This is a genomic window from Thiobacillus sp. SCUT-2, from assembly GCF_035621355.1.
Classification (GTDB): domain Bacteria; phylum Pseudomonadota; class Gammaproteobacteria; order Burkholderiales; family Thiobacillaceae; genus Thiobacillus; species Thiobacillus sedimenti.
In genome coordinates, this window is sequence record NZ_CP141769.1 from 1,324,359 (window position 1) to 1,344,424 (window position 20,066).

Here is a 20,066-nt window from a genome sequence, read left to right on the forward strand (position 1 = left end):
GCGTCAGGGCAGGTCTTCCCGCCGCAGCATGAAGACGAACTGGTCGCCGCTTTCCGTATCGAGCCAGGTGAAGGGCAGGTCGGGATAGGCGGCCTCGAGGGCGTCGCGGTTGTGTCCGATCTCGACCACCAGCAGTCCGCCCGGGTTCAGGTGCGCCTTCGCCTGGGCCAGGACCTGCCGGGTCGCGTCCAGCCCGTCCTCGCCCGAGCCGAGCGCCAGCGCCGGCTCGGCGCGGTATTCGGGCGGCAGTGCGGCGACCGACTCGGCGTTGACGTAGGGCGGGTTGCTGACGATCACGTCGTAGGCGCGGCCGGCGAGCGCGGCGAACAGGTCGGACTCGACCAGCTCGATGCGGTCGTCGAGCCCGTAGTCGGCGACGTTCTTCGCCGCGACCGCGAGTGCATCCTTCGACAGGTCGACGGCGTCGACGGTGGCATGGGGAAAGGCGAGCGCGGCGAGGATCGCGAGGCAGCCCGAGCCGGTGCAGAGGTCGAGCGCGCTGCCGACAGCTTCGGGGTCGTCGACCCAGGGCGCGAGCTGCTCGTGCAGCAACTCGGCGATGAAGGAACGCGGCACGATCACGCGCTCGTCCACGTAGAAGCGGTGCGCGCCGAGCCAGGCCTCGTGCGTGAGGTAGGCCGCGGGGATGCGCTCCCGCACGCGGCGTTCGAGCACCGCCTGCACCTGCTCGGCCTCGGCGTGGGTGAGGCTGGCGTCGAGGAAGGGTTCGAGGCGGTCGAGCGGCAGGTGCAGCGTGTGCAGGATCAGGTAGGCGGCCTCGTCGAACGCGTTGTCCGAGCCGTGGCCGAAGAACAGGCCGGCTTCGTTGAAGCGCGACACCGCGAAGCGCAGCCAGTCGCGCACGGTGACGAGGGATTCGGTGTCGTCGAAGTGCTTCATGCGGCGAGCAGCTTTTCCAGGGTCTTTTCGTAGATCGCCGCCAGCCGCTCGATGTCCTCGACGGCGACGTGCTCGTTGAGCTTGTGGATGCTCATGTTGAGCGGCCCGAACTCGACCACCTCGCGGCAGATCTCGGCGATGAAGCGGCCGTCGGAGGTGCCGCCGGTGGTGGAGAGCTCGGGGGTGATGCCGGTGACCTCGCGGATCGCCTCCGAAAGCCGGTCGCAGAGGGGGCCGCGCGGCGTGAGGAAGGGCTTGCCGGAGAGCGTCCAGTCGATTTCGTAGTCGAGGCCGTGGCTGTCGAGGATCTCGTTCACCGCGTCCATCAGGCCCTCGGCCGTGCTCGCGGTCGAAAAGCGGAAGTTGAACTGGATCTCGACCACGCCGGGGATGACGTTGGTGGCGCCGGTGCCGCCGTGGATGTTCGAGATCTGCCAGGTCGTCGGCGGGAAGTAGGCGTTGCCCTCGTCCCACATGGTGTCGGCAAGTTCGGCGATCGCCGGCGCGGCGAGGTGGATCGGGTTCTTCGCCAGATGCGGGTAGGCGATGTGGCCCTGCACGCCCTTGACGCGCAGCGTGCCCGACAGCGAGCCGCGGCGGCCGTTCTTGATGGTGTCGCCGAACTCGGCGGCGCTGGTCGGCTCGCCGACGATGCAGTAGTCGAGCCGCTCGTTGCGCGCCTTCAGCGCCTCGACCACGCGCACCGTGCCGTCGGTGGCGGGACCTTCCTCGTCGGAGGTGAGCAGGAAGGCGATCGAGCCGGCGTGGCCGGGATGCGCGGCGAGGAAGCGCTCGGTGGCGGTGACGAAGGCGGCGTCCGAGGTCTTCATGTCGGCGGCGCCGCGGGCGTAGAGCTTGCCGTCGCGCACCGTCGGCTCGAACGGGTCCGAGGCCCACTGCTCGAGCGGCCCGGTGGGTACGACGTCGGTGTGGCCGGCGAAGCAGACGACCGGCGCCGCCGAGCCCTTGCGCGCCCACAGGTTGTCGACGCCGTTGTGGCGATGGCGCTCGATGCGGAAGCCGAGCTTCTCCAGGCGGGCGGCGATGAGGTCGTGGCAGCCGGCGTCGTCCGGGGTGAGCGATTTGCGCTTCAGCAGTTCAAGCGCCAGATCGAAAGTCTCGTTGGCCATGCGGGATCAGGCTCCGAACAGGTCTTGGTACTGGGCTTCGGCGAAGCCCAGGTGGTAATGGCCGTCGCGCTCCAGCACGGGACGCTTGATGACGCTGGGCTGCGCGAGCATCAGGGCGATGGCGCCGGCCTCGTCGCCGGCGGCCGCCTTGTCGGCGTCGGAGAGCTTGCGCCAGGTCGTGCCGCGCGTGTTCAGCAGCGCCTGCCAGCCGGCCTGCTTGCAGACCTGCCTCAGCCAGGCGGCGTCGACGCCCTGTTTCCTGAAGTCGTGGAAGGGGACGTCGTGGCCGTGCGCGGCCAGCCATGCGCGTGCCTTCTTGACCGTCGTGCAGTTTGGAATGCCGTAAAGCTTCATGCCAGTAGGGTCGCCCGGCGCCCGAATCCGCCGCGTGGACGTAAAATCGCAGAAAACCGAATCCGCAATTCTACCTGAGCCGATGCATCCTGCCGTCCACTCCCATTCACCGCCGCCGCCGCCCGGCGAGCCCAGCCTGCGCTCGATCGGCCGTCTCTTCCCCTATCTATGGGAATTCCGCGGCCGCGTGCTGCTGGCCCTGGCCCTGCTGATCGGCGCGAAGCTCGCTTCGGTGGCGGTGCCGATCGTGCTGAAGGACATCATCGATTCGCTGAACGGGCCGCGGCCCGAGGTGGTGCTGCCGCTGGCGCTGATCGTCAGCTACGGCCTGCTGCGCTTCGCCAGCACCACCTTCGCCGACCTGCGCGACGTGGTGTTCGCCAAGGTGACCCAGCGCGCCATGCGCCGCATCAGCATGGCCGTGTTCAAGCACCTGCACGGCCTGTCGCTGCGCTTCCATCTCGAACGCCAGACCGGCGGCATCACCCGCGACATCGAGCGCGGTTCCAAGGCCCTGTCGAGCCTGGTCGGCTACCTGCTGTTCCGCATCACGCCGACCTTGCTCGAGATCGTGATGGTGGCCGGCATCCTGTTCGTCAAGCTCGACTGGGTGTTCGGCGTCATCACGCTCGTCACGCTGGCGGCCTACATCGGCTTCACCGTCACCATCACCGAGTGGCGCACCCAGTTCGTGCGCCGCGCCAACACACTCGATTCCGAGGCTTACGGCCGCGCGATCGACAGCCTGCTGAACTACGAGACGGTGAAGTACTTCGGCAACGAGAAATACGAGGCCGAGCGCTACGACAGCAGCCTCGTGCAGTGGGAAGACATGGCGCTGAAATCGCAGCGTTCGCTGGGGCTGCTGAATGCGGCGCAGGCCGGAACGATCGCCATCGGCGTCACGCTGATGGTGCTGCGCGCCGCCAACGGCGTGGTGCACGGCACGCTGACGCTCGGCGACCTGGTGATGGTCAACGCCTTCCTGCTGCAGATGTTCCAGCCCTTGAGCTTCCTCGGCGTGATGTACCGCCAGATCAAGGAGTCGATCACCGACGTCGAGCGCATGTTCCAGCTGTTGCAGCGGCCGCGCGAGATCGAGGACCTGCCCGACGCGCGTCCGCTCGCCGTGCGCGCCGGCGAGGTGCGCTTCGAGCACGTCGGTTTCGCCTACAACCCGGACCGGCCGATCCTGCATGACGTCAGCTTCGTCATCCCGGCCGGCAGGACGGTCGCCGCGGTGGGCTCCAGCGGGGCCGGCAAGTCGACGCTGGCGCGGCTGCTGTTCCGCTTCTACGACGTCGGCGCCGGCAGCATCCGCATCGACGGGCAGGACCTCCGCCACGTCACGCAGGACTCGCTGCGCGCGGCCATCGGCGTGGTGCCGCAGGACACGGTGCTGTTCAACGACAGCATCTACTACAACATCGCCTACGGGCGCCCCGACGCGACGCGCGAGGAAATCATCGAAGCCGCGCGCGCGGCGCACATCCTGCGCTTCATCGAGAGCCTGCCGCAGGGCTGGGACACCGTGGTCGGCGAGCGCGGCCTGAAGCTCTCCGGCGGCGAGAAGCAGCGCGTCGCGATCGCGCGCACGCTCCTCAAGAATCCGGCCATCCTGGTCCTCGACGAGGCGACCTCCGCGCTCGACACCCAGACCGAGAAGGCGATCCAGGCCGAGCTGCTGGAGATCGCGAGGAGCCGCACCAGCCTCATCATCGCGCACCGCCTGTCGACCGTCGTCGAGGCCGACGAGATCCTCGTCATGGAGGGTGGTCGCATCGTCGAGCGCGGGTGCCATCCCGAGCTGCTCGCGAAAAACGGCGTCTACGCGCACATGTGGGCGCTGCAGCAGCAGGCCGAGGAAGAACCCGCCTGATGGCCGCGCTGCTGCTGCAGCCCGGCGTGCGCCGGCGCGAAGTCTGGGCGTGGGCGATGTACGACTTCGCCAACTCGGGCTACACGACGGTCGTCATCACGGCCGTGTTCAGCGCCTACTTCGTCGCCGTCGTCGCCGGCAATGCGCCGTGGGCGACCTTCGCCTGGACGCTCGCGCTGTCGGTGTCCTACGGCCTCGTGATGCTGACCGCGCCGCTCGTCGGCGCCTGGGCCGACGCCCACGCGCGCAAGAAGCGGCTGCTGGTGCTCACCACGCTCGGCTGCGTCGGCTTCACCGTCGCGCTGTACTGGGCCGGCCCCGGCGCACTCGTGCTGGCGATCGTCGCGCTGGTGCTGTCCAACTATTTCTTCGGCACCGGCGAGAACCTGATCGCGGCCTTCCTGCCGGAGCTCGCGCGCCCGCGCGCGATGGGGCGGGTGTCGGGCTGGGGCTGGTCGCTCGGCTACGTCGGCGGCCTGGCCTCGCTCGGCGCCTGCCTCGCCTACATCAACCGGGCGCAGGCGCACGGCCAGCAGGCCACTGCCTTCGTGCCGGCGACGATGCTGATCACCGCCGCGCTGTTCGTCCTGGCGAGCCTGCCCACGCTCTTCCTGCTGCGCGAACGCGCCGTCCCGCAGCCCGGGCGCCCCGCGCGCAACGCCTGGGCGCAGGTGCGCCACACGCTGGGCCACCTGCGCCAGCTGCCGGACCTGCGGCGTTTTCTCGTCTGCACCGTGCTGTACCAGGCGGGCATCCAGGCGGTCATCACGCTGGCGGCGATCTACGCCGCGCAGGTGTTCCACTTCGACACCCCGCACACCATCCTCCTGGTGCTGGTGGTCAACGTCACGGCGGCGGCCGGCGCCTTCGTGTTCGGCCATGTGCAGGACCGCATCGGCCATGTGCGCGCCATCGCCTGGACGCTGATCGGCTGGATCGCGATGGTGGCGATCGCCTGGGCCGCGCCCGACGAGCGCATGTTCTGGATCGCGGCCAACCTCGCCGGGCTCTGCATGGGGGCCTCGCAGTCGGCCGGGCGCGCGATGGTGGGACTGCTAGCGCCGCCGGCGCAGCAGGCCGAGTTCTTCGGCCTCTGGGGCCTCGCGGTCAAGCTCGCGTCCATCCTCGGCCCGCTGACCTACGGTGCCGCCAGCTGGATCACGCGCGGCGATCACCGCGAGTCGCTGCTCGTCACCGGCAGCTATTTCGTCGCCGGCCTGTGGACGCTGCGCGGCGTGCGTGCGGGTCGCGGCCACCGCGCCGCGCGGCGCTTCGCCCGCGTCGGGGCCTGATCCGTGGCGGACTTCCGCATCGTCGCGACCGACTGGGAACGGGACGCCGCGCGTCTCGGCGCGGTGCGGCGCGCGGTCTTCATCGACGAGCAGGGCGTGCCCGAGGAACTCGAATGGGACGCGCACGACGCCGTCTCGCTGCATTTCCTGGCGCTCGCAGCAGACGGCCACGCGGTCGGCTGTGCCCGCCTGCTGCCGGACGGACACATCGGCCGCATGGCGGTGCTGCCGCCCTGGCGCGGGCGCGGCATCGGCCGGGCGCTGCTGGATGCCGCGACGGCTGCGGCCCGCGCGCGCGGCCACCGCCTGCTGCAGCTCAGCGCGCAGGCCCACGCAACCGCGTTCTATGCAGCGGCCGGCTTCGTCGCCGTCGGCAGCGCATACGAGGAAGCCGGCATCCCTCACGTCGCGATGCAGAAGGTGCTGGCCTGAGCACGGCGGCAGCGCGTGCCGCCGCGCCGTTGCAGCGACGTGCCGGAATTTGCTGATAGAGTGCGGCATGCGAGGCCGGGGGCACGCCCCGGGCTGCGCGACGAATCACGAGGACACACACGCATGACATCAACCGACCCGCAGGGCGCAGGCCCTGCTTCCCCGACTGCCGAGGCATCGCGCGCGCCGCTCCGGGCCGCCATCGTCGGCGCCGGGGTCGCCGGCGCGAGCTGCGCCGGCACCTTGGCAGCGGCCGGCTGGGACGTCGAGGTATTCGACAAGGCGCGGGGCGCCGGCGGACGGCTGTCGACCCGCCGCACCGATCACGGATGGGCCACGCTCGGCACGCCCTTCATCTCCGCCAAGCGCGAACCGTTCCGCAGCCAGCTGCGCGAGTGGACTCGGCAGGGCTGGGTGGCGCCGGTCCGCGGCACCATCTGGCAGGGGCGCGCGACGATCTCCTGGGCCGAAGCGCAGTTGCAGAACCACTACCGGCCCACGATCGAGCCTTCGCAGCTGGTGCGCCAGCTGCTCGGCCAGGCCCGCCTGCACACCAAGTCGCGCGTCGCCGCGCTGCAGCCGCGCACGCTCGTGATGGAAAACGGCGACCTGAAAGGCGACTACGACTGCGTGATCTGCAGCGTGCCGAGTCCGCAGGCGATCCCCATGCTCGACGCGTTGCCGCTCCTGCGCGAGCGCGTGAGCGGCGTGCGCTACCGGCCGATCTGGTCCTTCCTGATGCGCTGGGAGGGCGGTCCCGCCGCCGACGTCATCAAGTTCGACGACCATCTGCTTAATCTGGCGGTACGCCAGCCCACCAACGGCCCCGGGGTGTGGTCGGTGTACAGCAGCCACGAATTCGCCGAGACCTATCTCGAGGCGTCGGTCGAGGAGGCCAGCACGCGGGCGGCTTCCGCGCTGATGGGTCTGCTGGGGTTGCCGTGGCCGGTCGAGGTCGAGGCGTCGCATCTATGGCGCTACGCGCGCCCGCACTCCGAGGTGGGGGGCTTCTGGGTCGGCGACCGCGAGAACCGGGTCGCACTGATCGGCGACGGCATCGCCGGCGTCGGCGTCGAGCGGGCATGGGAAAGCGGCATGCGCCTGGCGCAGGCGCTGGTGCAGGCGCGCGACGAACTGCTGATCTGAGCCGGCGTCGCCGGCTTTCGGCCGCTCAGCCCTCGGCGATGACGTAGCGGTTGCGGCCGGCCGCCTTGCCTTCGTAGAGCGCGAGGTCCGCGCGCTTGATCACGCTCGCGAGGTCTTCCTGTTCGCCGGCCAGCGCAAGCCCGAGCGTGACGGTCAGCCGCAGCGTCTCCTCGTCGTCGATCGGCACCGGCGTGGTGCCGACGGTCGCCAGCAGGCGGCGGGCCGATTGCCGCGCCTCGGCCCCCGACTTGCATTTCAGCAGCCAGAGGAATTCCTCCCCGCCGTAGCGGTAGAGCGGCTCGTCCGCGCGCAGCGCCGCCTTCAGCGTGGCGGCGAGCTGCTGCAGCACGCGGTCGCCGACCGGGTGGCCGTAGGTGTCGTTGATCGGCTTGAAGTGATCGACGTCGATGATCGCCACATACAGCTGCGTGCGGTTGCGGCGTGCTTCCTTCTGGTAGAGCCGGAAGTCGTTCTCGATGCCGTAGCGCAGCGGCAGCTGCGTGAGCGGGTCGAGCTGGACGGCCTTCGACAGGATCAGGGTCTTGAAGCGGGCGAGCAGCCCGATCAGCTCGCCCTGCGACTGCTCGAACGTCTCCAGGTCGGCCTCGCTGCCCGGCTGGCCCTGCATGACCCGGGTGCAGATCGAGCGGATGGCGTCGTGCATCGCCTGGTGGACGGCGTCGACGCGTCCGGCGGCCGCCGCGTCGAGCATCTCGAACTGCCCCCGGTTCGCCATGAACCAGTTGCCGAAATGGCACAGCGCGTGCGCCTGCGGATCGAGCACGTCGTCGCCGGGGGTCGAGCGCACCACGGCGCAGCGCAGGATGCGGCGCGTCCAGTTCATGTGCGCCTCGACGGCGGCGTCGAGCTCGGCGGTGAAGCGGTCGGTTTCAGCGGGCAGGCCGGACATGGGTGGGATCCTCATCCCGCATACATCGGACAGCGCAAGGATATCTTGACGCGCGCCGCGCCGCCGTCGTCCGAAGCGACCAACCCGCTACAGTTCGCGGACGACGCGAAAGCCCAGGTTGAGGTCGAGCTCGTTTTCCAGCCGGCGGCGGCGAGCAGCGGCCCTGCAATCAGAGGGCGGGTCGAACCACGAGCCGCCCTTGGTCACGACCGCCTGCGGGCGGCCGGGCAGGGGGCGCTCGGCGGGGCTCGCGTGGTCGCGGGTCCAGGGGCTGGCGGTGAATTCCCAGACGTTGCCAGGCATGTCGTGCAGGCCCCAGCGATTGGGGCGCAGCTTGCCGACCTCCATCGCGCCGCAGCGGATGAAGCAGCGCGACAGCAGGCGGGGGCGCTTCGGGCGCGCGGCGTCGAAGCCCTGGCTCGCGTTGTAGAGCGCGTCGGCCGGCGTGATGCGGTCGCCGTGGGGATAGGCGCGTGGCGCCCCGGCACGGTACGCGTATTCCCATTCCAGCTCGGTCGGCAGGCGGTAGCGGTGGCCGGTCTGCTGCGTCAGCCAGTTGCAGTAGTCGCGCGCCTCGGTCTGGCGGATGTTGATCACCGGCTTGCGGCCGGACAGCCACACGAGTTCGCGCCGCGGCCGCCAGCCGGTTGCGCGGGCGTAGGCTTCGAACTCCTCGGTGGTGACCGGATACACGCCGATGGCGAAGCCGCGCTCGATCTGCGCCGTGCGCCGCGGGCGGTCCTGTGCCGGCGCGTCCTCGCCTGCCGCGGCGCCGTATTCGAACGCGCCGGCCGGAATCACGACCAGCAGCGGCGCCGCCGTTCCGTCGGCGAGGGCGTCCCGGAAATGGGTGTCGGCGAAGCCGGCGGCATGCGCGGCCGTGACCTGCAGTGCGATCAGCTCGCCTTCGTGCAGGGAAAACGTGTCGGGCAGGGGGGCGGGGCGGGGATTGGGATTCATGGCGTGGCGCGTGGCGGAGCAGGCTTGAATTATGCCACCGGAGCGGTGCCGAGGGCGGGGGGCGCGGCGCGGTTTCCGCAGGGCCGGCGCGCGGCGCGAAAACGCGGCAAACCGGCGGATTCGCACTAGAATGTCGGCATTTTTCCCACCCTTGGCGACGGGAACCATACCAAGCAGCCCGCGCCACGCACCGTCATGCTCTACATCGATCTCTTCAAATCCCTCGAACGCGCACGCTGGAACATGGAAACCGACATTCCGTGGGACCGCTTCGACGCCAGCAAGCTCACCGACGAACAGGCGCTCACGATCAAGATGAACGCCATCACCGAATGGGCGGCGCTGCCCGCCACCGAGATGTTCCTGCGCGACTTCGTGCACGACAGCGACTTCTCGGCCTTCATGTCGATCTGGTTCTACGAGGAGCAGAAGCACGCGCTGGTGCTGATGGAATACCTGCGCCGCTTCAAGCCCGACTTCGCGCCCACCGAGGACGAACTGCACGCCATCCGCTTCCCCTTCGACCCGGCGCCGCCGATGGAAACGTTGATGCTGCACTTCTGCGGCGAAGTGCGCCTGACGCAGTGGTACAAGTGCGCCGCCGACTGGCACACCGAGCCCGTCATCAAGTTCATCTACGAGACGATCTCGCGCGACGAGGGCCGCCACGGCGGCGCCTACCTGCAGTACATGAAGCGCGCGCTGAAGGCGGGCGGGTCGGGCGTCGCCGCCGCCTTCGCCAAGATCGGCTTCCTGATGGCCTCCAGCAAGCGCTCGGACAAGGCGCTGCATCCGACCAACCTGCACGTCAACGAGGCGCTCTATCCGCAGGACACGATCCAGTCGCGCCTCCCCGACCCCGAGTGGCTCGAACACTGGCTCGACGAGCAGATCCGCTTCGACGAAACCTGGGAGAACCGCGTCGTGGGCGGCATCCTGCGCAACCTGTCCAGCCTGCTCGGCCAGACCTTCGAGAACGTGCGCGACCTCAACAAGTATCGCAAGCAGATGCTGGCGGCGGCCTGAGACGAAGCGAGCTTCGAGGAAGAGGCCAGCGCCGTGTCAGCCGAATTCGTCGACCGCGATGGCTACCTTCTCGTGAGGGTCGACGCGGCGTGGACCGAGGCGGCCGCCATCGCATGGCTGAAGGGAGACGATGGCAGCGCCCGAGCGGCCGTCGCGCCTGCAGAGTGCGCGAGCCGGATTCGTGCAGCGCAAAATAGGCCAGCGGATGCTGGCCTTTTTCATGGGGTGGAACGGAAGCTCCGGGTCGGGCGGGGCTTCAATCGCACGGGGCGTTGAGTTCGGCGCGCGTAGCAGGCACGGCTGAGGCCGGATAAGCGGTTCGAGTCGACCTGGTGCCCAGCCACTGGTGTCTGAAGGCGGTACCAATGTCGAGGTTTATCAACCTGCGGTGATGGTCTTGAAGTCGGCCAAAGCGGCCGGTGGCGCGTCAGGGAGAGTGAGCCCGCTCTGAGCTGCTGACCGGACATCAACCCTTCTTAGCCCGCCGTGAAAATTCTCGTTCTGCGCCGTGAGAATGCGTACTGCGAACCCAAGAAGGACGTCTGGAAGCGCCCCCGAGCGGGATGCACTTGAAACCGGGCTCTACTCATTCCTTGTTGTCGCGATGGTTACGCGCCAACTTCACGAACGCGCGTAGGTAGTCGATTTCCGCGTCCGCGCCGCGGAAGCCCAGGAAGATCTGCTTGGCCACGCCCTGGCGGCCGAGCTTGACCGGGGCGACGTCGAATTTGTCGGCCTGTTCCTCTACCAGCCAGCGCGGCAGCGCGGCCACGCCGCGCCCGCTGGCCACCATCTGCAGCATGATGTCGGTGGTCTCGATAGCCTTGTGGCGCCGGGGGCTGACGCCGGCCGGGGTCAGGAAGCGAGTGTAGATGTCGAGCCGGTCGGTTTCCACCGGATAGGTGATCAGTGTTTCGTCGGAAAGCTGCCTGGGATGAACGTAGGCGGCCTGGCGAAGGGGATGTCCCGGGCCGACCACCAGCACCTGCTCATAGTCGAACACGGACTCGAAGGTGAGGCCGGGCTTGTAGAGCGGGTCGGGCGTCACCAGCAGGTCGATCTCGTAGCCGAACAGCGCGCCGATGCCGCCGAACTGGAATTTCTGCTTCACGTCCACGTCTACCGCCGGCCATGCGGCCAGATAGGGCGACACGATTTTCAGGAGCCACTGGTAGCAGGGGTGGCATTCCATGCCGATCCGCAGGGTGCCGCGCTCGCCCCGGGCGAACTGGTCGAGGTATTCCTCGGCATGGTCGAATTGCGGCAGCAGGCGATTGGCGATGGACAGAAGATAGGCGCCGGCCTGGGTGGGGCGCAGGCTGCGGCCCTCGCGGTGCCAGATGGCCAGTCCAAGCTGGTCCTCCAGCTTGCGCACCGCGTGGCTCAGGGCGGACTGGGTGAGATGGAGCTTTTCCGCGGCGGCGGTCAGAGAGCCGTGCTGGGCGACGGCATGGACGATTTCGAGATGGATGCGTTCGAGAACGGCCATGTCGTGTTCACTCATGATTTATTTTCATTAATAAATGAAATAATACCATTTTCATTCATAGACATATCCACCTAGGATGCCGCTACGTTTCATCGATCAAGGCATCCATCATGGTTTTCACCCACAACCTCGGCTTTCCCCGCATCGGCGCCAAGCGCGAACTGAAATTCGCGCTGGAGTCCTACTGGAAGGATCAATCCTCCCGCGACGAGCTAAAGGCGCTCGGCGCTGATCTGCGCCGCCGCCATTGGCAGGACCAGTCGGCCCTCGACCTCGCGCCGGTCGGTGACTTCACCTTCTATGACCAAGTGCTGGACATGAGCTTCACCCTGGGCAACCTGCCCGAGCGGGTGCAGGGATTTCATGGCGACGCGTTGGACAACACCTTCCGCGTGGCGCGCGGCCGCTCGGCCCACACCGCCGAGACGCACTGCTGCGGCGGCGCGTGTGGTGAAGTGGCTGCCGGCGAGATGACCAAATGGTTCGATACCAACTACCACTACATCGTCCCCGAATTCATCGCCGCCACCCAGTTCAAGCTGGATGCCTCCCGCCTGCTCGAGCAACTGGCCGAGGCCAAGGCCCAAGGCGTCAAGGCGAAGCCGGTGATCATCGGCCCCGTGACCTATCTCGCCCTCGGCAAGGCCAAGGACGGTTCCGACAAGCTGGCCCTGCTGGAGCGCCTGCTGCCCGTCTACACCGAACTGCTCGAGGCACTGGCCGATGCGGGGGCGGAGTGGGTGCAGGTCGACGAACCGATCCTCGTCACCGAGCTGGACGCCGGCTGGCAACATGCCTTCAATCTCGCGTACCACGCGCTCAAGGCGAGCCGGGTCAAGTTGCTGCTGACCGCCTACTTCGGGCCGCTGCTGGAAAACCAGTACCTCGCTGCCAATCTGCCCGTGGCCGGCCTGCACGTCGATGCGATCGGCGGCCGCGACGACATCCAGCCGCTCCTGGGCCTGTTGCCCGCGCACAAGGTACTTTCGCTGGGCGTCATCAACGGACGCAATATCTGGAAGACCGACCTCAACGCCGTGCTCGACTGGCTTGACCCCATCGCCAAGCGCCTGGGCGACCGCCTGTGGATTGCCCCCTCCTGCTCGCTGCTGCACGTACCGGTGGACCTGGACAGCGAACAGAAGCTGGACGGCGAGATCAAGTCATGGCTGGCCTTCGCCAAGCAGAAGCTGGAAGAGCTGCGCGTGCTTGGCGTGGCGCTCAACCAGGGCCGCGACGGGGTAGAGGCCGAACTCGACGCCAACCGTGCCGCCTGTGATGCCCGCCGCAACTCGCCGCGCGTCAACGACCCGGCGGTCAAGGCGGCCCTGGCCGGAATCACGTCCCAGCTCGGCCAGCGCCAGAGCCCTTACGCCGTCCGTTCCGCCAAGCAGGCGGCCCTGCTCAAGCTGCCCAAGTTTCCTACCACCACCATTGGCTCCTTTCCTCAAACCGCCAAAATCCGCCAGGCGCGCAGCAGGTTCAAGGCGGGCGAGATCGGTGAGGCAGCCTACCAGGCCGCCATGAAGGCCGAAATCACTCACAGCGTTCGCGAGCAGGAAGCGCTGGGTCTGGACGTATTGGTACATGGCGAGGCCGAACGAAACGACATGGTCGAATATTTCGGCGAGCAGCTCGACGGCTACGCCTTCAGCCAATTCGGCTGGGTGCAGTCCTACGGCTCGCGCTGCGTCAAGCCGCCCATCCTGTTCGGCGATATCAGCCGTCCAAAAGCCATGACGGTGGACTGGATCAGATACGCCCAATCCCTGACCGGGAGGCCGATGAAGGGCATGCTGACCGGCCCGGTGACCCTCCTCAACTGGTCATTCGTGCGGGACGACCAGCCCCGCTCCGTGTCCTGCAAGCAGCTTGCCTTGGCTATCCGACAGGAGGTGCTGGACCTGGAAACAGCCGGCGTCCGGGTGATCCAGATCGATGAGGCCGCCCTGCGCGAGGGCCTGCCGCTGCGCCGCGCGCAATGGAAGACCTATCTCGACTGGGCCGTGGAATCCTTTCGCATCACCGCCAACGGCGTGGCTGACGAAACCCAGATCCACACCCATATGTGCTACTCGGAGTTCAACGACATCCTCTCGGCCATCGCCACGATGGATGCGGATGTCATTACCATCGAGACCTCCCGCTCCGACATGGAACTGTTGGATGCCTTCAGGAACTTCGAATATCCGAACCAGATCGGCCCCGGCGTCTACGACATCCATTCGCCCAACATTCCGACCGAGCAATACATGCTGGAGCTGATGAAGAAGGCCGCCGAGCGCATCCCCGCCGAGCGCCTGTGGGTCAACCCGGACTGCGGCCTGAAAACCCGCCAGTGGAACGAGGTGATCCCGGCCCTGACCAATATGGTGTCGGCGGCCAGGACCCTGCGCACCAGCGTCGCCTGATTTCCCCTGTTCACCCATTGACTGTCCTGGCCTCGCGTCGGGGCAGTTCTTTAGAGGGTTCGCCATGTTCGAACGCACCCGCTACGGCCTGGACCAGATCGTCACCGAAAGCGAGCGCCTGTTGGGACTCGCCACATCACGATCAACCAGAACGCGATCACGAATGATGCGGAAAAGCCCTTCGTTACCGCTGGCATCAGCTTGGGTACGCCGGCGATGATGACGCGCGGTTTCGACACAGAAGAGGCACGGCGGGTCGGTAATCCGATTGCAGACGTGCTGGGCCATCCTGCGGAGGAGGGCCGTCTCGCCGCCGTGCGCAACCAAGCGCAAGTACTGACGTGGCGGTTTCCGGTTTATCGCTGAGGCCTCGGCATCTTGGAGATTTTCAATCGTCGCATCCGCATCCGCGCGTTCTGTATGCCCATATCCCTCGGCTTCTACGAGGCCGAGAAAAAGAGCCCACAACGTGTCCTGATCGACGTCGAATTGCGTCTGGCACCGCTGCAGCATGACATCCCCGATGATGTGCGTGCCACTGTTGATTACGACCTGATGCACAGGACGATTCCGAAACTGGTAGCCGGTCGTCATTTCAACCTGCAGGAAACCTTGTGCCACGAAATATTGTCCGTGTGCATCAAGCTGGATGGCGTGATCGGCGCTCGTGTGTGGGTGCGCAAGCCCGATATTTGCGCGGACTGCAAGAGCGCGGGCTACGAGGCCGAAGTCAGCGTGAACATCTGAATATGATCACATGCGCCAGATAGGGTCGAGAGGCGTTCATAGGACATTCGCTCAGAACGCAGTTCTTGGATGCAACCATCTTTTCAATAGTGGTCTTTCGCGACAGGCGGTCTCAGCGTCAGCAAAGGCCGAATTGCGACCATGCATCGCTCGCCTGGCAAGTGTCTGCCTCAATCCCATGGCGTCCCCATCCAGGGCACACGGGACCCGATGGATACGGCTGGCCGGAAATCCTATGCTGGCCAACCCGGGCTCGACCCCCGAGCACGAAGCCAGCGTGCTATAAACCCGGTCCTCCGCGCCTCACCCTGACCACGGTTCCTTCACGTCGTCCATCGGCCGCCCCTCGGTGCGCGCCGTTCACGGCATCGACGAACACCGCCTGCACCGATCCGATCGTCGCGCGGCATCCGTCGGTTCCTGCTTCGCCCAATCCGGCGTGGCCCAGGCCGCGCAGGGCGTCCTGTGCGGCGATCGTGAAGCGCGGTTGCATGAAGGGCGGGCCGCCTTCGCAGCTGATCCTGCCGGAGGCGTCGGTGACCGAGAGGCGCGGGGCTTCGATGGCCTGCTGCATCGTCATGCCGTGGTCGACGAGGTCGAGGGTGACGTTCAGCACCGAGTTGATGATGGTGGCGCCGCCCGGCGAGCCGTACGCGGCGACGGGCAGGCCGTTCTTGAACAGCATGGTTGGCGCCATGCTGGAGCGCGGGCGCTTGCCGGGCGCAACGTCGTTGGCGCCGGGATTGCCCGCCGCGGCGTCGGCGCTTGGCAGGAAGTTGAAGTCGGTCAGTTCGTTGTTGAGCAGGAAGCCGTAGCCGGGCACGGTGATGCCCGTGCCCCAGGTGTATTCGATGGTGGTCGTGTAGCTGACCATGTTGCCCCAGCGGTCGACGATGGCGAAGTGGGTCGTGTGCGGGCTTTCGGCGCGGGCGCGCGTGGTGCGCGGCGGTGCCGCGGTCGCGTCCCATGGGGTGGGATCGCCGGCTTCGGGCGTGTCCATGCGATGGTCGGTGCGGATCAGCGCGGCGCGCCGAGCCAGATACTCGGGATGCAGCAGGCCGCGGCGCGGCACGGGCGCGGCGTCGTCGTCGCCGATCCACACGGCGCGGTCGGCGAAGGCGAGGCGCATCGCCTCGATCATGACGTGCAGCGTCTTCGGACTGCCGAAGCCGTAGCCCTGCGCCGCGTCGCCGAGCGGAAAGCGCTCGAGCAGGCCCAGCATCTCCAGCAGCGTCAGGCCGCCCGAGGACGGCGGCGGCATGGTCGCGAGCGTCCAGCCGCGGTAGTGGCCGACCAGCGGTTCGCGAATGGCGACCGTGTAGCGCGCGAGGTCGGCGAGCGTCATGCGGCCGCGGCCGGCCGCGCCGAGCTCGCTGCGCGCCCGCTGCTGCGCGGCGACGATGGCGCGCGCGAGCGGCCCGCGATAGAAGGCGTCGGGCCCCTTGGCCGCGATCAGCCGCAGCGTCTTCGCGAGGTCGGGCTGCACCAGCCAGTCGCCTTCGGCGAGCGGCACGCCGCCGGGGCGGAAGGTCGCCGCGGTCTCGGGGTAGCGCGCGGTGCGGCCGTCGTCGTCGGCGATGTCGGCGGCGAGGAAGCGGTTGACGCGGAAGCCGTGCGCGGCGAGGTCGATCGCGGGCGCCAGCGTGTCGGCGAGTGTCATCGTGCCCCAGCGCGTGAGCGCGGTATCGATGCCGCGCAGCGTGCCCGGCACGCCGACCGCAAGACCGCTGGTGGAAGCGAGCGCGAAGGGCATCGGCAGGCCGTCGGGGGCGAACTGGTCGGGTCGGGCCGCAGCCGGGGCGCGCTCGCGCGAGTCGACGATGAAGGTCTGCTTCGTTTTCGCGAGGTAGACCATCATGAAGCCGCCGCCGCCGATGCCGGACGATTGCGGCTCGACCACGTTGAGCGCGAACTGCACGGCCGCCGCGGCGTCGACGGCGTTGCCGCCGGCGGCGAGGATGCGCGCGCCGGCCGCGGCGGCGGCGGGATGCGACACCGCGACGACGCCGTCGGGCGAGGCGGCGAGCACGGAACCGGACAGGAGGCACAGCGCGATCCAGCGCGTGCAGAGCGTGCGGAAGGACATGGGCGTCGAACGGGGAGCGGACAAGCCGCAAGCCTGCCCTGCTTTCGCAGGCGGCGTCAATGCGCGGGGCGGCCGCTCAGCCGCGCTTGCCGTCGACGCGGGGGCGCAGCAGCATGGGCGCGTAGACCCATGCGAACAGACCGAAGGCGGCGATCCAGATCAGGCCGGCGAGGTCGAGGATCGCGTCGTAGGCGGCCGGAAACGCCAGCGGCAGGGCGACGCGGACGAGCGCCGCGAGGTTGATCGCGACGAAGGCCGCGCTCATGATCGGAGGCGGCTCCAGCGGGCGTCCGGTGTGCCCGAGCGACACCCGCGCCATCATGCCCAGCGTGAGGGTGCCGATGGCGCCCGCGGTGAAGGCGTGCAGGGCGCTTCCGGCGGCGGCGTTCCAGCCGGCCGCCGACAGGGCGAGCAGGGCGAAGCCGACGACGATCCAGGCGTAGCCCAGATGCAGGATCCACAGCAGCGGGACCGACCAGAACTTCGGCGTGTACCAGCCCGCAAGGCGGCGCCCATGGACGGCCGCGGCGAATGCGGCGAGCGCGGCGGTGACGCCGGAATCCGGCGCGACGAGGGCCGCAGCCAGCGCCAGCAGGCTCGCGACCGGGGCCAGGCGCTCGATGCTCGTCCAGCGCCGCGCGCGGGTCTGCAGCTTGTTGTCGGTGAAGCTGGGGATGACGCGGCCGCCCATGACGCCGATCATCATGACGATGACGTAGACCGCGAGATGGAGGCCCGTGCGCGCGGTTGCGCCGGTCCAGTGCAGGGCCTCCGCGTGCACCAGCGCGTTGGCCACGGTGAGCGCGAGGAGGAGCACGGGAAACGGCGCGTTGTTGAGCTGCCTGGCCCGGGCGATGGGGACGGCGAGGCTGAGGGCCAGCACCGGCAGGAAGGCGAGGTCGACCGCGGCGACCAGCGCGGGCGGCAGCCCGGGGACGAGGAAGGCGGCGCGCCCGGCGAGCCACAGCGCGAAGAGCCCGGCGAGCGGGGCGCCGGAGGGCGTACGGATGCCGGTCCAGTTCTGGGCGGCGGTGAGGAGGAACCCGCCGATCACCGAAACGGCGAAGCCGAAGACCATTTCGTGGCCGTGCCAGACCAGCGCCGGCAGCTCGGTGACGTGGAGGACGCCGCGCAGCACCAGCAGCCACAAGGCGATCAGCAGGACGGCGTAAACGCCGGCGGCGAGGAAGAACGGCCGGAAGCCGAGGCCGAACGGCGCCCAGCGGGTTAGCGGCGGCCGCGCTTGCAGGTCTTCGATGGGCTGCATGGCGAGGACGAGGTCAACGGAATGGGGGCGCGGGCCGGAGCCCGCAGGCGGTCAGCCCGTGCTCCACGCGCGCGGGCGCTTCATGCCGGCGATCTTGCACGCCTGCTTGACGTAGCCGTAGGGGAAGAGCTCGAACAGTTTCTTCTGGGCGTCCCGGCCGACGCGCTCGGCGAGGTGCTTGATGACGTAGCGGGCATCCGCGGCGATCTGGTGCTCCTCGTAGAATTCGCGCATGAAGCGGATCGCGTCCCAGTGATCGTCGGTCAGCTGGATGTTTTCGCTTTCTGCCAGCACCTGGGCCACGTCCTCGTTCCAGTCGCCGGGTTCGATCAGATAGCCTTCGGCATCGCGCTCGGGCATCTCGATTGCCATGGTCTTTCTCCTGTTCCAGTCGTCGAATGATTATTGATGCATGTGGCATGTATGTTTACATGTTCCACCGCGACAATCAAGCGTGGCGCCCCGGAAACGGACCTCAGGTCCCGCCGCCGTGGAATTCCACCCCCGGCTGGCGCTCCGGCAGCGCTTCCACCAGCAGCTGGCGCCGCGCGAGCGCCATCGCCTCGACGGCCGCCTCGTTGAGGTAGCCCTTGGCGTCGGCCACCGCCGCGGCCAGCAGCTCGGCGGCCAGCGCGTTGGCGTCCTCGCCGACCGACTTCGCCAGTGCCCGCAGTTCGACGCAGGGATCGAGCGGCATCCGGATCTCGAGCGGCTTGCCGCTGCCGGGCGGGGCCGCCAGCGCGGGCGTGGTCCGGTCGCGCCGCCGTTCGGAAAGGACGCGGCCCATCACGTCGGCGATGCGCGACGCGGCCGACGGCGCCTGCCCGGACGGCTGCAGGCGGATCCGGTTGACGAAATACTTCTCGAAATCGACCTTGGCCTGGTGGACCCAGCGGCCCTGGCGCATCCAGTTGATGTCGCGCAGCGGCACCTGCGGCTCCGACAGATAGGTCGCGCCGGTGTTCCCCATGTCGCTGAGCCACTTGGCGCGCTGCGGCACATAGCTTGCCAGCGGCACATCGGTGGCCTGCGCGACGATGTTGTGCACGACGATTTCGCTGGCCTTCTGGATCGAGTAGACCGAATCGGGCGCCCCGACCGGCACCGGCGTATCCTGCACCGCGGGCTGGGCGACGCAGGCCCCGAGCGCGAACACGTTGGGAAAGTCGGGGTTGCGCAGGTACTCGTCGACCACCACCAGGCCGCGCGCATCGACCAGGCCGCTCGCCGAACTGACGCCCGCGACCCCGCCGAAGGCCGGCCAGTACATGGAATAGGCATAGGGAAGCGCATGGGTCCGCTTTTCGTTGCCGGCGGCGTCGAGCTCGACGATGTGGATGGCGTCCTTGTCGACGCTGACGGTCCTGGCGTTGCAGATCACGCTGATCTTGGTGTCGACCAGCGCGGCGGTGACCGCGCCGCGGCTGGCGCCGTCGCGCCCGAGGCCGAGGTGGCCAGGCCAGGGCTCGGGCGTGACCAGGGTGATCGGCACGCGCTCGCGGATGTTGCGGCGCTTGAGATCGGCATCGACCAGGAAGGCGTATTCGTAGAGCGGCCCCAGCACGCTTGCGCCCGGTGCGGCGCCGATCACGATCGGGCCGGGGCGGCGGACGAACTCGCGGTACGCCGCCAGCGCGCGTTCCGCTTGTTCGATGTGCAGCACCGAATGGGTGTGCTCGGCGAGCCCCGGAACCTCGTCGGCGCGGCCGGCGACGCCGGTGGCGATCAGCAGCGTGTCGTAGAAGAGCACGTCGCCGTTGTCGAGATCGACCTGGATGACGTCGGGCTGGATGCGCTTGACGCCGCTGTGGATGAACTTGATACCGCGCGCTTCGAGATAGGGGCCGATCGGGAAGGCGATGTCGGCCCGCTCGCGCCAGCCCATGGCGATCCAGGGATTGGACGGCACGAAGTGGAAGTAGGGCTTGTCCGACACGACCGTGACTTCGTCGTGCGGCCCCAGCTTGGATTTCAGGGCGTAGGCCGCAGTGACGCCAGCGATGCCGGCTCCCAGGATGACAACATGCGTCATTTCAG

At 68.3% G+C, this 20,066-nt stretch carries 19 protein-coding genes; 8 read left to right on the forward strand and 11 right to left on the reverse strand.

Going from position 1 to position 20,066, the window contains the following annotated elements; genetic code table 11:
* Positions 1-3 precede the first annotated feature (3 nt).
* From prmB to VA613_RS06515, 3 genes are read right to left on the reverse strand one after another with little or no spacing between them, the layout of a single operon-like run.
* Positions 4-900, reverse strand: a complete 897-nt coding sequence (prmB, locus tag VA613_RS06505; protein WP_324781049.1) for a 50S ribosomal protein L3 N(5)-glutamine methyltransferase — start codon at positions 898-900, stop codon at positions 4-6.
* A complete protein-coding gene (gene dapE / locus VA613_RS06510) occupies positions 897-2,030 on the reverse strand; it encodes a succinyl-diaminopimelate desuccinylase (RefSeq protein WP_324781050.1) in 1,134 nt (377 codons plus the stop codon). Before dapE ends, prmB begins: the two co-directional genes overlap by 4 nt.
* 6 nt (positions 2,031-2,036) lie before the next feature.
* On the reverse strand, positions 2,037-2,384 hold the full coding sequence (locus tag VA613_RS06515; RefSeq protein WP_324781051.1) for an ArsC family reductase: 348 nt from the start codon (positions 2,382-2,384) through the stop codon (positions 2,037-2,039).
* An 82-nt stretch (positions 2,385-2,466) separates the two neighbouring features.
* On the opposite strand from VA613_RS06515, the gene VA613_RS06520 reads away from it, so the two are divergent.
* The 4 genes from VA613_RS06520 to VA613_RS06535 all read left to right on the forward strand — a co-directional run bounded on the left by VA613_RS06520 (position 2,467) and on the right by VA613_RS06535 (position 7,133).
* The gene (locus tag VA613_RS06520; RefSeq protein ID WP_324781052.1) at positions 2,467-4,263 is read left to right on the forward strand and encodes an ABCB family ABC transporter ATP-binding protein/permease; all 1,797 of its coding nucleotides are present in this window, start codon (positions 2,467-2,469) and stop codon (positions 4,261-4,263) included.
* Positions 4,263-5,555 (forward strand): MFS transporter, encoded by a 1,293-nt coding sequence (locus VA613_RS06525; protein ID WP_324781053.1) that lies wholly within the window; start codon positions 4,263-4,265, stop codon positions 5,553-5,555. Before VA613_RS06520 ends, VA613_RS06525 begins: the two co-directional genes overlap by 1 nt.
* A gap of 3 nt (positions 5,556-5,558) precedes the next feature.
* A complete protein-coding gene (locus VA613_RS06530; RefSeq protein WP_324781054.1) occupies positions 5,559-5,987 on the forward strand; it encodes a GNAT family N-acetyltransferase in 429 nt (142 codons plus the stop codon).
* Positions 5,988-6,110: 123 nt separating this feature from the next.
* Positions 6,111-7,133 carry an NAD(P)/FAD-dependent oxidoreductase gene (locus tag VA613_RS06535; protein ID WP_324781055.1) on the forward strand — a complete coding sequence of 341 codons (1,023 nt, stop codon included), beginning with the start codon at positions 6,111-6,113 and terminating at the stop codon, positions 7,131-7,133.
* Between the two features lie 25 nt (positions 7,134-7,158).
* Here the strand turns inward: VA613_RS06535 and VA613_RS06540 are convergent, their stop codons facing one another.
* Together VA613_RS06540 and VA613_RS06545 are read right to left on the reverse strand one after the other, a co-directional pair.
* Positions 7,159-8,043, reverse strand: coding sequence for a diguanylate cyclase (locus VA613_RS06540; RefSeq protein ID WP_324781056.1), 885 nt, complete (start codon positions 8,041-8,043; stop codon positions 7,159-7,161).
* 87 nt (positions 8,044-8,130) lie between these two features.
* Positions 8,131-9,003, reverse strand: a complete 873-nt coding sequence (locus VA613_RS06545; protein WP_324781057.1) for a formylglycine-generating enzyme family protein — start codon at positions 9,001-9,003, stop codon at positions 8,131-8,133.
* A 195-nt stretch (positions 9,004-9,198) separates the two neighbouring features.
* Here VA613_RS06545 and VA613_RS06550 point away from each other — a divergent pair, with 195 nt between their 5' ends.
* Positions 9,199-10,029: a ferritin family protein gene (locus VA613_RS06550; RefSeq protein WP_324781058.1), complete on the forward strand. Its 831-nt coding sequence runs from the start codon at positions 9,199-9,201 to the stop codon at positions 10,027-10,029.
* A gap of 36 nt (positions 10,030-10,065) precedes the next feature.
* Here the strand turns inward: VA613_RS06550 and VA613_RS06555 are convergent, their stop codons facing one another.
* Both VA613_RS06555 and VA613_RS06560 read right to left on the reverse strand, forming a co-directional pair.
* Complete coding sequence (locus VA613_RS06555) at positions 10,066-10,251, reverse strand: hypothetical protein (RefSeq protein ID WP_324781059.1); 186 nt, start codon at positions 10,249-10,251, stop codon at positions 10,066-10,068.
* A 364-nt stretch (positions 10,252-10,615) separates the two neighbouring features.
* Complete coding sequence (locus VA613_RS06560) at positions 10,616-11,533, reverse strand: LysR family transcriptional regulator (RefSeq protein ID WP_324781060.1); 918 nt, start codon at positions 11,531-11,533, stop codon at positions 10,616-10,618.
* 95 nt (positions 11,534-11,628) lie between these two features.
* Between VA613_RS06560 and metE the strand changes: the two genes are divergently transcribed.
* The 3 genes from metE (at position 11,629) to VA613_RS06575 (ending at position 14,676) form a co-directional block, all read left to right on the forward strand.
* Complete coding sequence (metE, locus tag VA613_RS06565; RefSeq protein WP_324781061.1) at positions 11,629-13,929, forward strand: 5-methyltetrahydropteroyltriglutamate--homocysteine S-methyltransferase; 2,301 nt, start codon at positions 11,629-11,631, stop codon at positions 13,927-13,929.
* Between the two features lie 135 nt (positions 13,930-14,064).
* The gene (locus tag VA613_RS06570) at positions 14,065-14,295 is read left to right on the forward strand and encodes a hypothetical protein (RefSeq protein ID WP_324781226.1); all 231 of its coding nucleotides are present in this window, start codon (positions 14,065-14,067) and stop codon (positions 14,293-14,295) included.
* Positions 14,296-14,307: 12 nt separating this feature from the next.
* Positions 14,308-14,676, forward strand: a complete 369-nt coding sequence (locus tag VA613_RS06575; protein ID WP_324781062.1) for a dihydroneopterin aldolase — start codon at positions 14,308-14,310, stop codon at positions 14,674-14,676.
* A 280-nt stretch (positions 14,677-14,956) separates the two neighbouring features.
* Here the strand turns inward: VA613_RS06575 and ggt are convergent, their stop codons facing one another.
* From ggt to VA613_RS06595, 4 genes are all read right to left on the reverse strand, one after another.
* Complete coding sequence (ggt, locus tag VA613_RS06580; RefSeq protein ID WP_324781063.1) at positions 14,957-16,762, reverse strand: gamma-glutamyltransferase; 1,806 nt, start codon at positions 16,760-16,762, stop codon at positions 14,957-14,959.
* A gap of 76 nt (positions 16,763-16,838) precedes the next feature.
* Positions 16,839-18,029, reverse strand: coding sequence for an NnrS family protein (locus tag VA613_RS06585; RefSeq protein ID WP_324781064.1), 1,191 nt, complete (start codon positions 18,027-18,029; stop codon positions 16,839-16,841).
* 51 nt (positions 18,030-18,080) lie between these two features.
* Entirely contained in the window at positions 18,081-18,401 is a 321-nt protein-coding gene (locus VA613_RS06590; RefSeq protein WP_324781065.1) for a TusE/DsrC/DsvC family sulfur relay protein, read from the reverse strand.
* A gap of 103 nt (positions 18,402-18,504) precedes the next feature.
* Positions 18,505-20,061: an NAD(P)/FAD-dependent oxidoreductase gene (locus VA613_RS06595; protein WP_324781066.1), complete on the reverse strand. Its 1,557-nt coding sequence runs from the start codon at positions 20,059-20,061 to the stop codon at positions 18,505-18,507.
* Positions 20,062-20,066: the final 5 nt, after the last annotated feature.

Coding starts and splice junctions, on each gene's coding strand:
- prmB (WP_324781049.1), bottom strand. CDS start 900: ATGAAGCACTTCGACGACACCGAATCCCTCGTCACCGTGCGCGACTGG.
- dapE (WP_324781050.1), bottom strand. CDS start 2,030: ATGGCCAACGAGACTTTCGATCTGGCGCTTGAACTGCTGAAGCGCAAA.
- VA613_RS06515 (WP_324781051.1), bottom strand. CDS start 2,384: ATGAAGCTTTACGGCATTCCAAACTGCACGACGGTCAAGAAGGCACGC.
- VA613_RS06520 (WP_324781052.1), top strand. CDS start 2,467: ATGCATCCTGCCGTCCACTCCCATTCACCGCCGCCGCCGCCCGGCGAG.
- VA613_RS06525 (WP_324781053.1), top strand. CDS start 4,263: ATGGCCGCGCTGCTGCTGCAGCCCGGCGTGCGCCGGCGCGAAGTCTGG.
- VA613_RS06535 (WP_324781055.1), top strand. CDS start 6,111: ATGACATCAACCGACCCGCAGGGCGCAGGCCCTGCTTCCCCGACTGCC.
- VA613_RS06540 (WP_324781056.1), bottom strand. CDS start 8,043: ATGTCCGGCCTGCCCGCTGAAACCGACCGCTTCACCGCCGAGCTCGAC.
- VA613_RS06545 (WP_324781057.1), bottom strand. CDS start 9,003: ATGAATCCCAATCCCCGCCCCGCCCCCCTGCCCGACACGTTTTCCCTG.
- VA613_RS06550 (WP_324781058.1), top strand. CDS start 9,199: ATGCTCTACATCGATCTCTTCAAATCCCTCGAACGCGCACGCTGGAAC.
- VA613_RS06555 (WP_324781059.1), bottom strand. CDS start 10,251: ATGAAAAAGGCCAGCATCCGCTGGCCTATTTTGCGCTGCACGAATCCG.
- VA613_RS06560 (WP_324781060.1), bottom strand. CDS start 11,533: ATGAGTGAACACGACATGGCCGTTCTCGAACGCATCCATCTCGAAATC.
- metE (WP_324781061.1), top strand. CDS start 11,629: ATGGTTTTCACCCACAACCTCGGCTTTCCCCGCATCGGCGCCAAGCGC.
- ggt (WP_324781063.1), bottom strand. CDS start 16,762: ATGTCCTTCCGCACGCTCTGCACGCGCTGGATCGCGCTGTGCCTCCTG.
- VA613_RS06585 (WP_324781064.1), bottom strand. CDS start 18,029: ATGCAGCCCATCGAAGACCTGCAAGCGCGGCCGCCGCTAACCCGCTGG.
- VA613_RS06590 (WP_324781065.1), bottom strand. CDS start 18,401: ATGGCAATCGAGATGCCCGAGCGCGATGCCGAAGGCTATCTGATCGAA.
- VA613_RS06595 (WP_324781066.1), bottom strand. CDS start 20,061: ATGACGCATGTTGTCATCCTGGGAGCCGGCATCGCTGGCGTCACTGCG.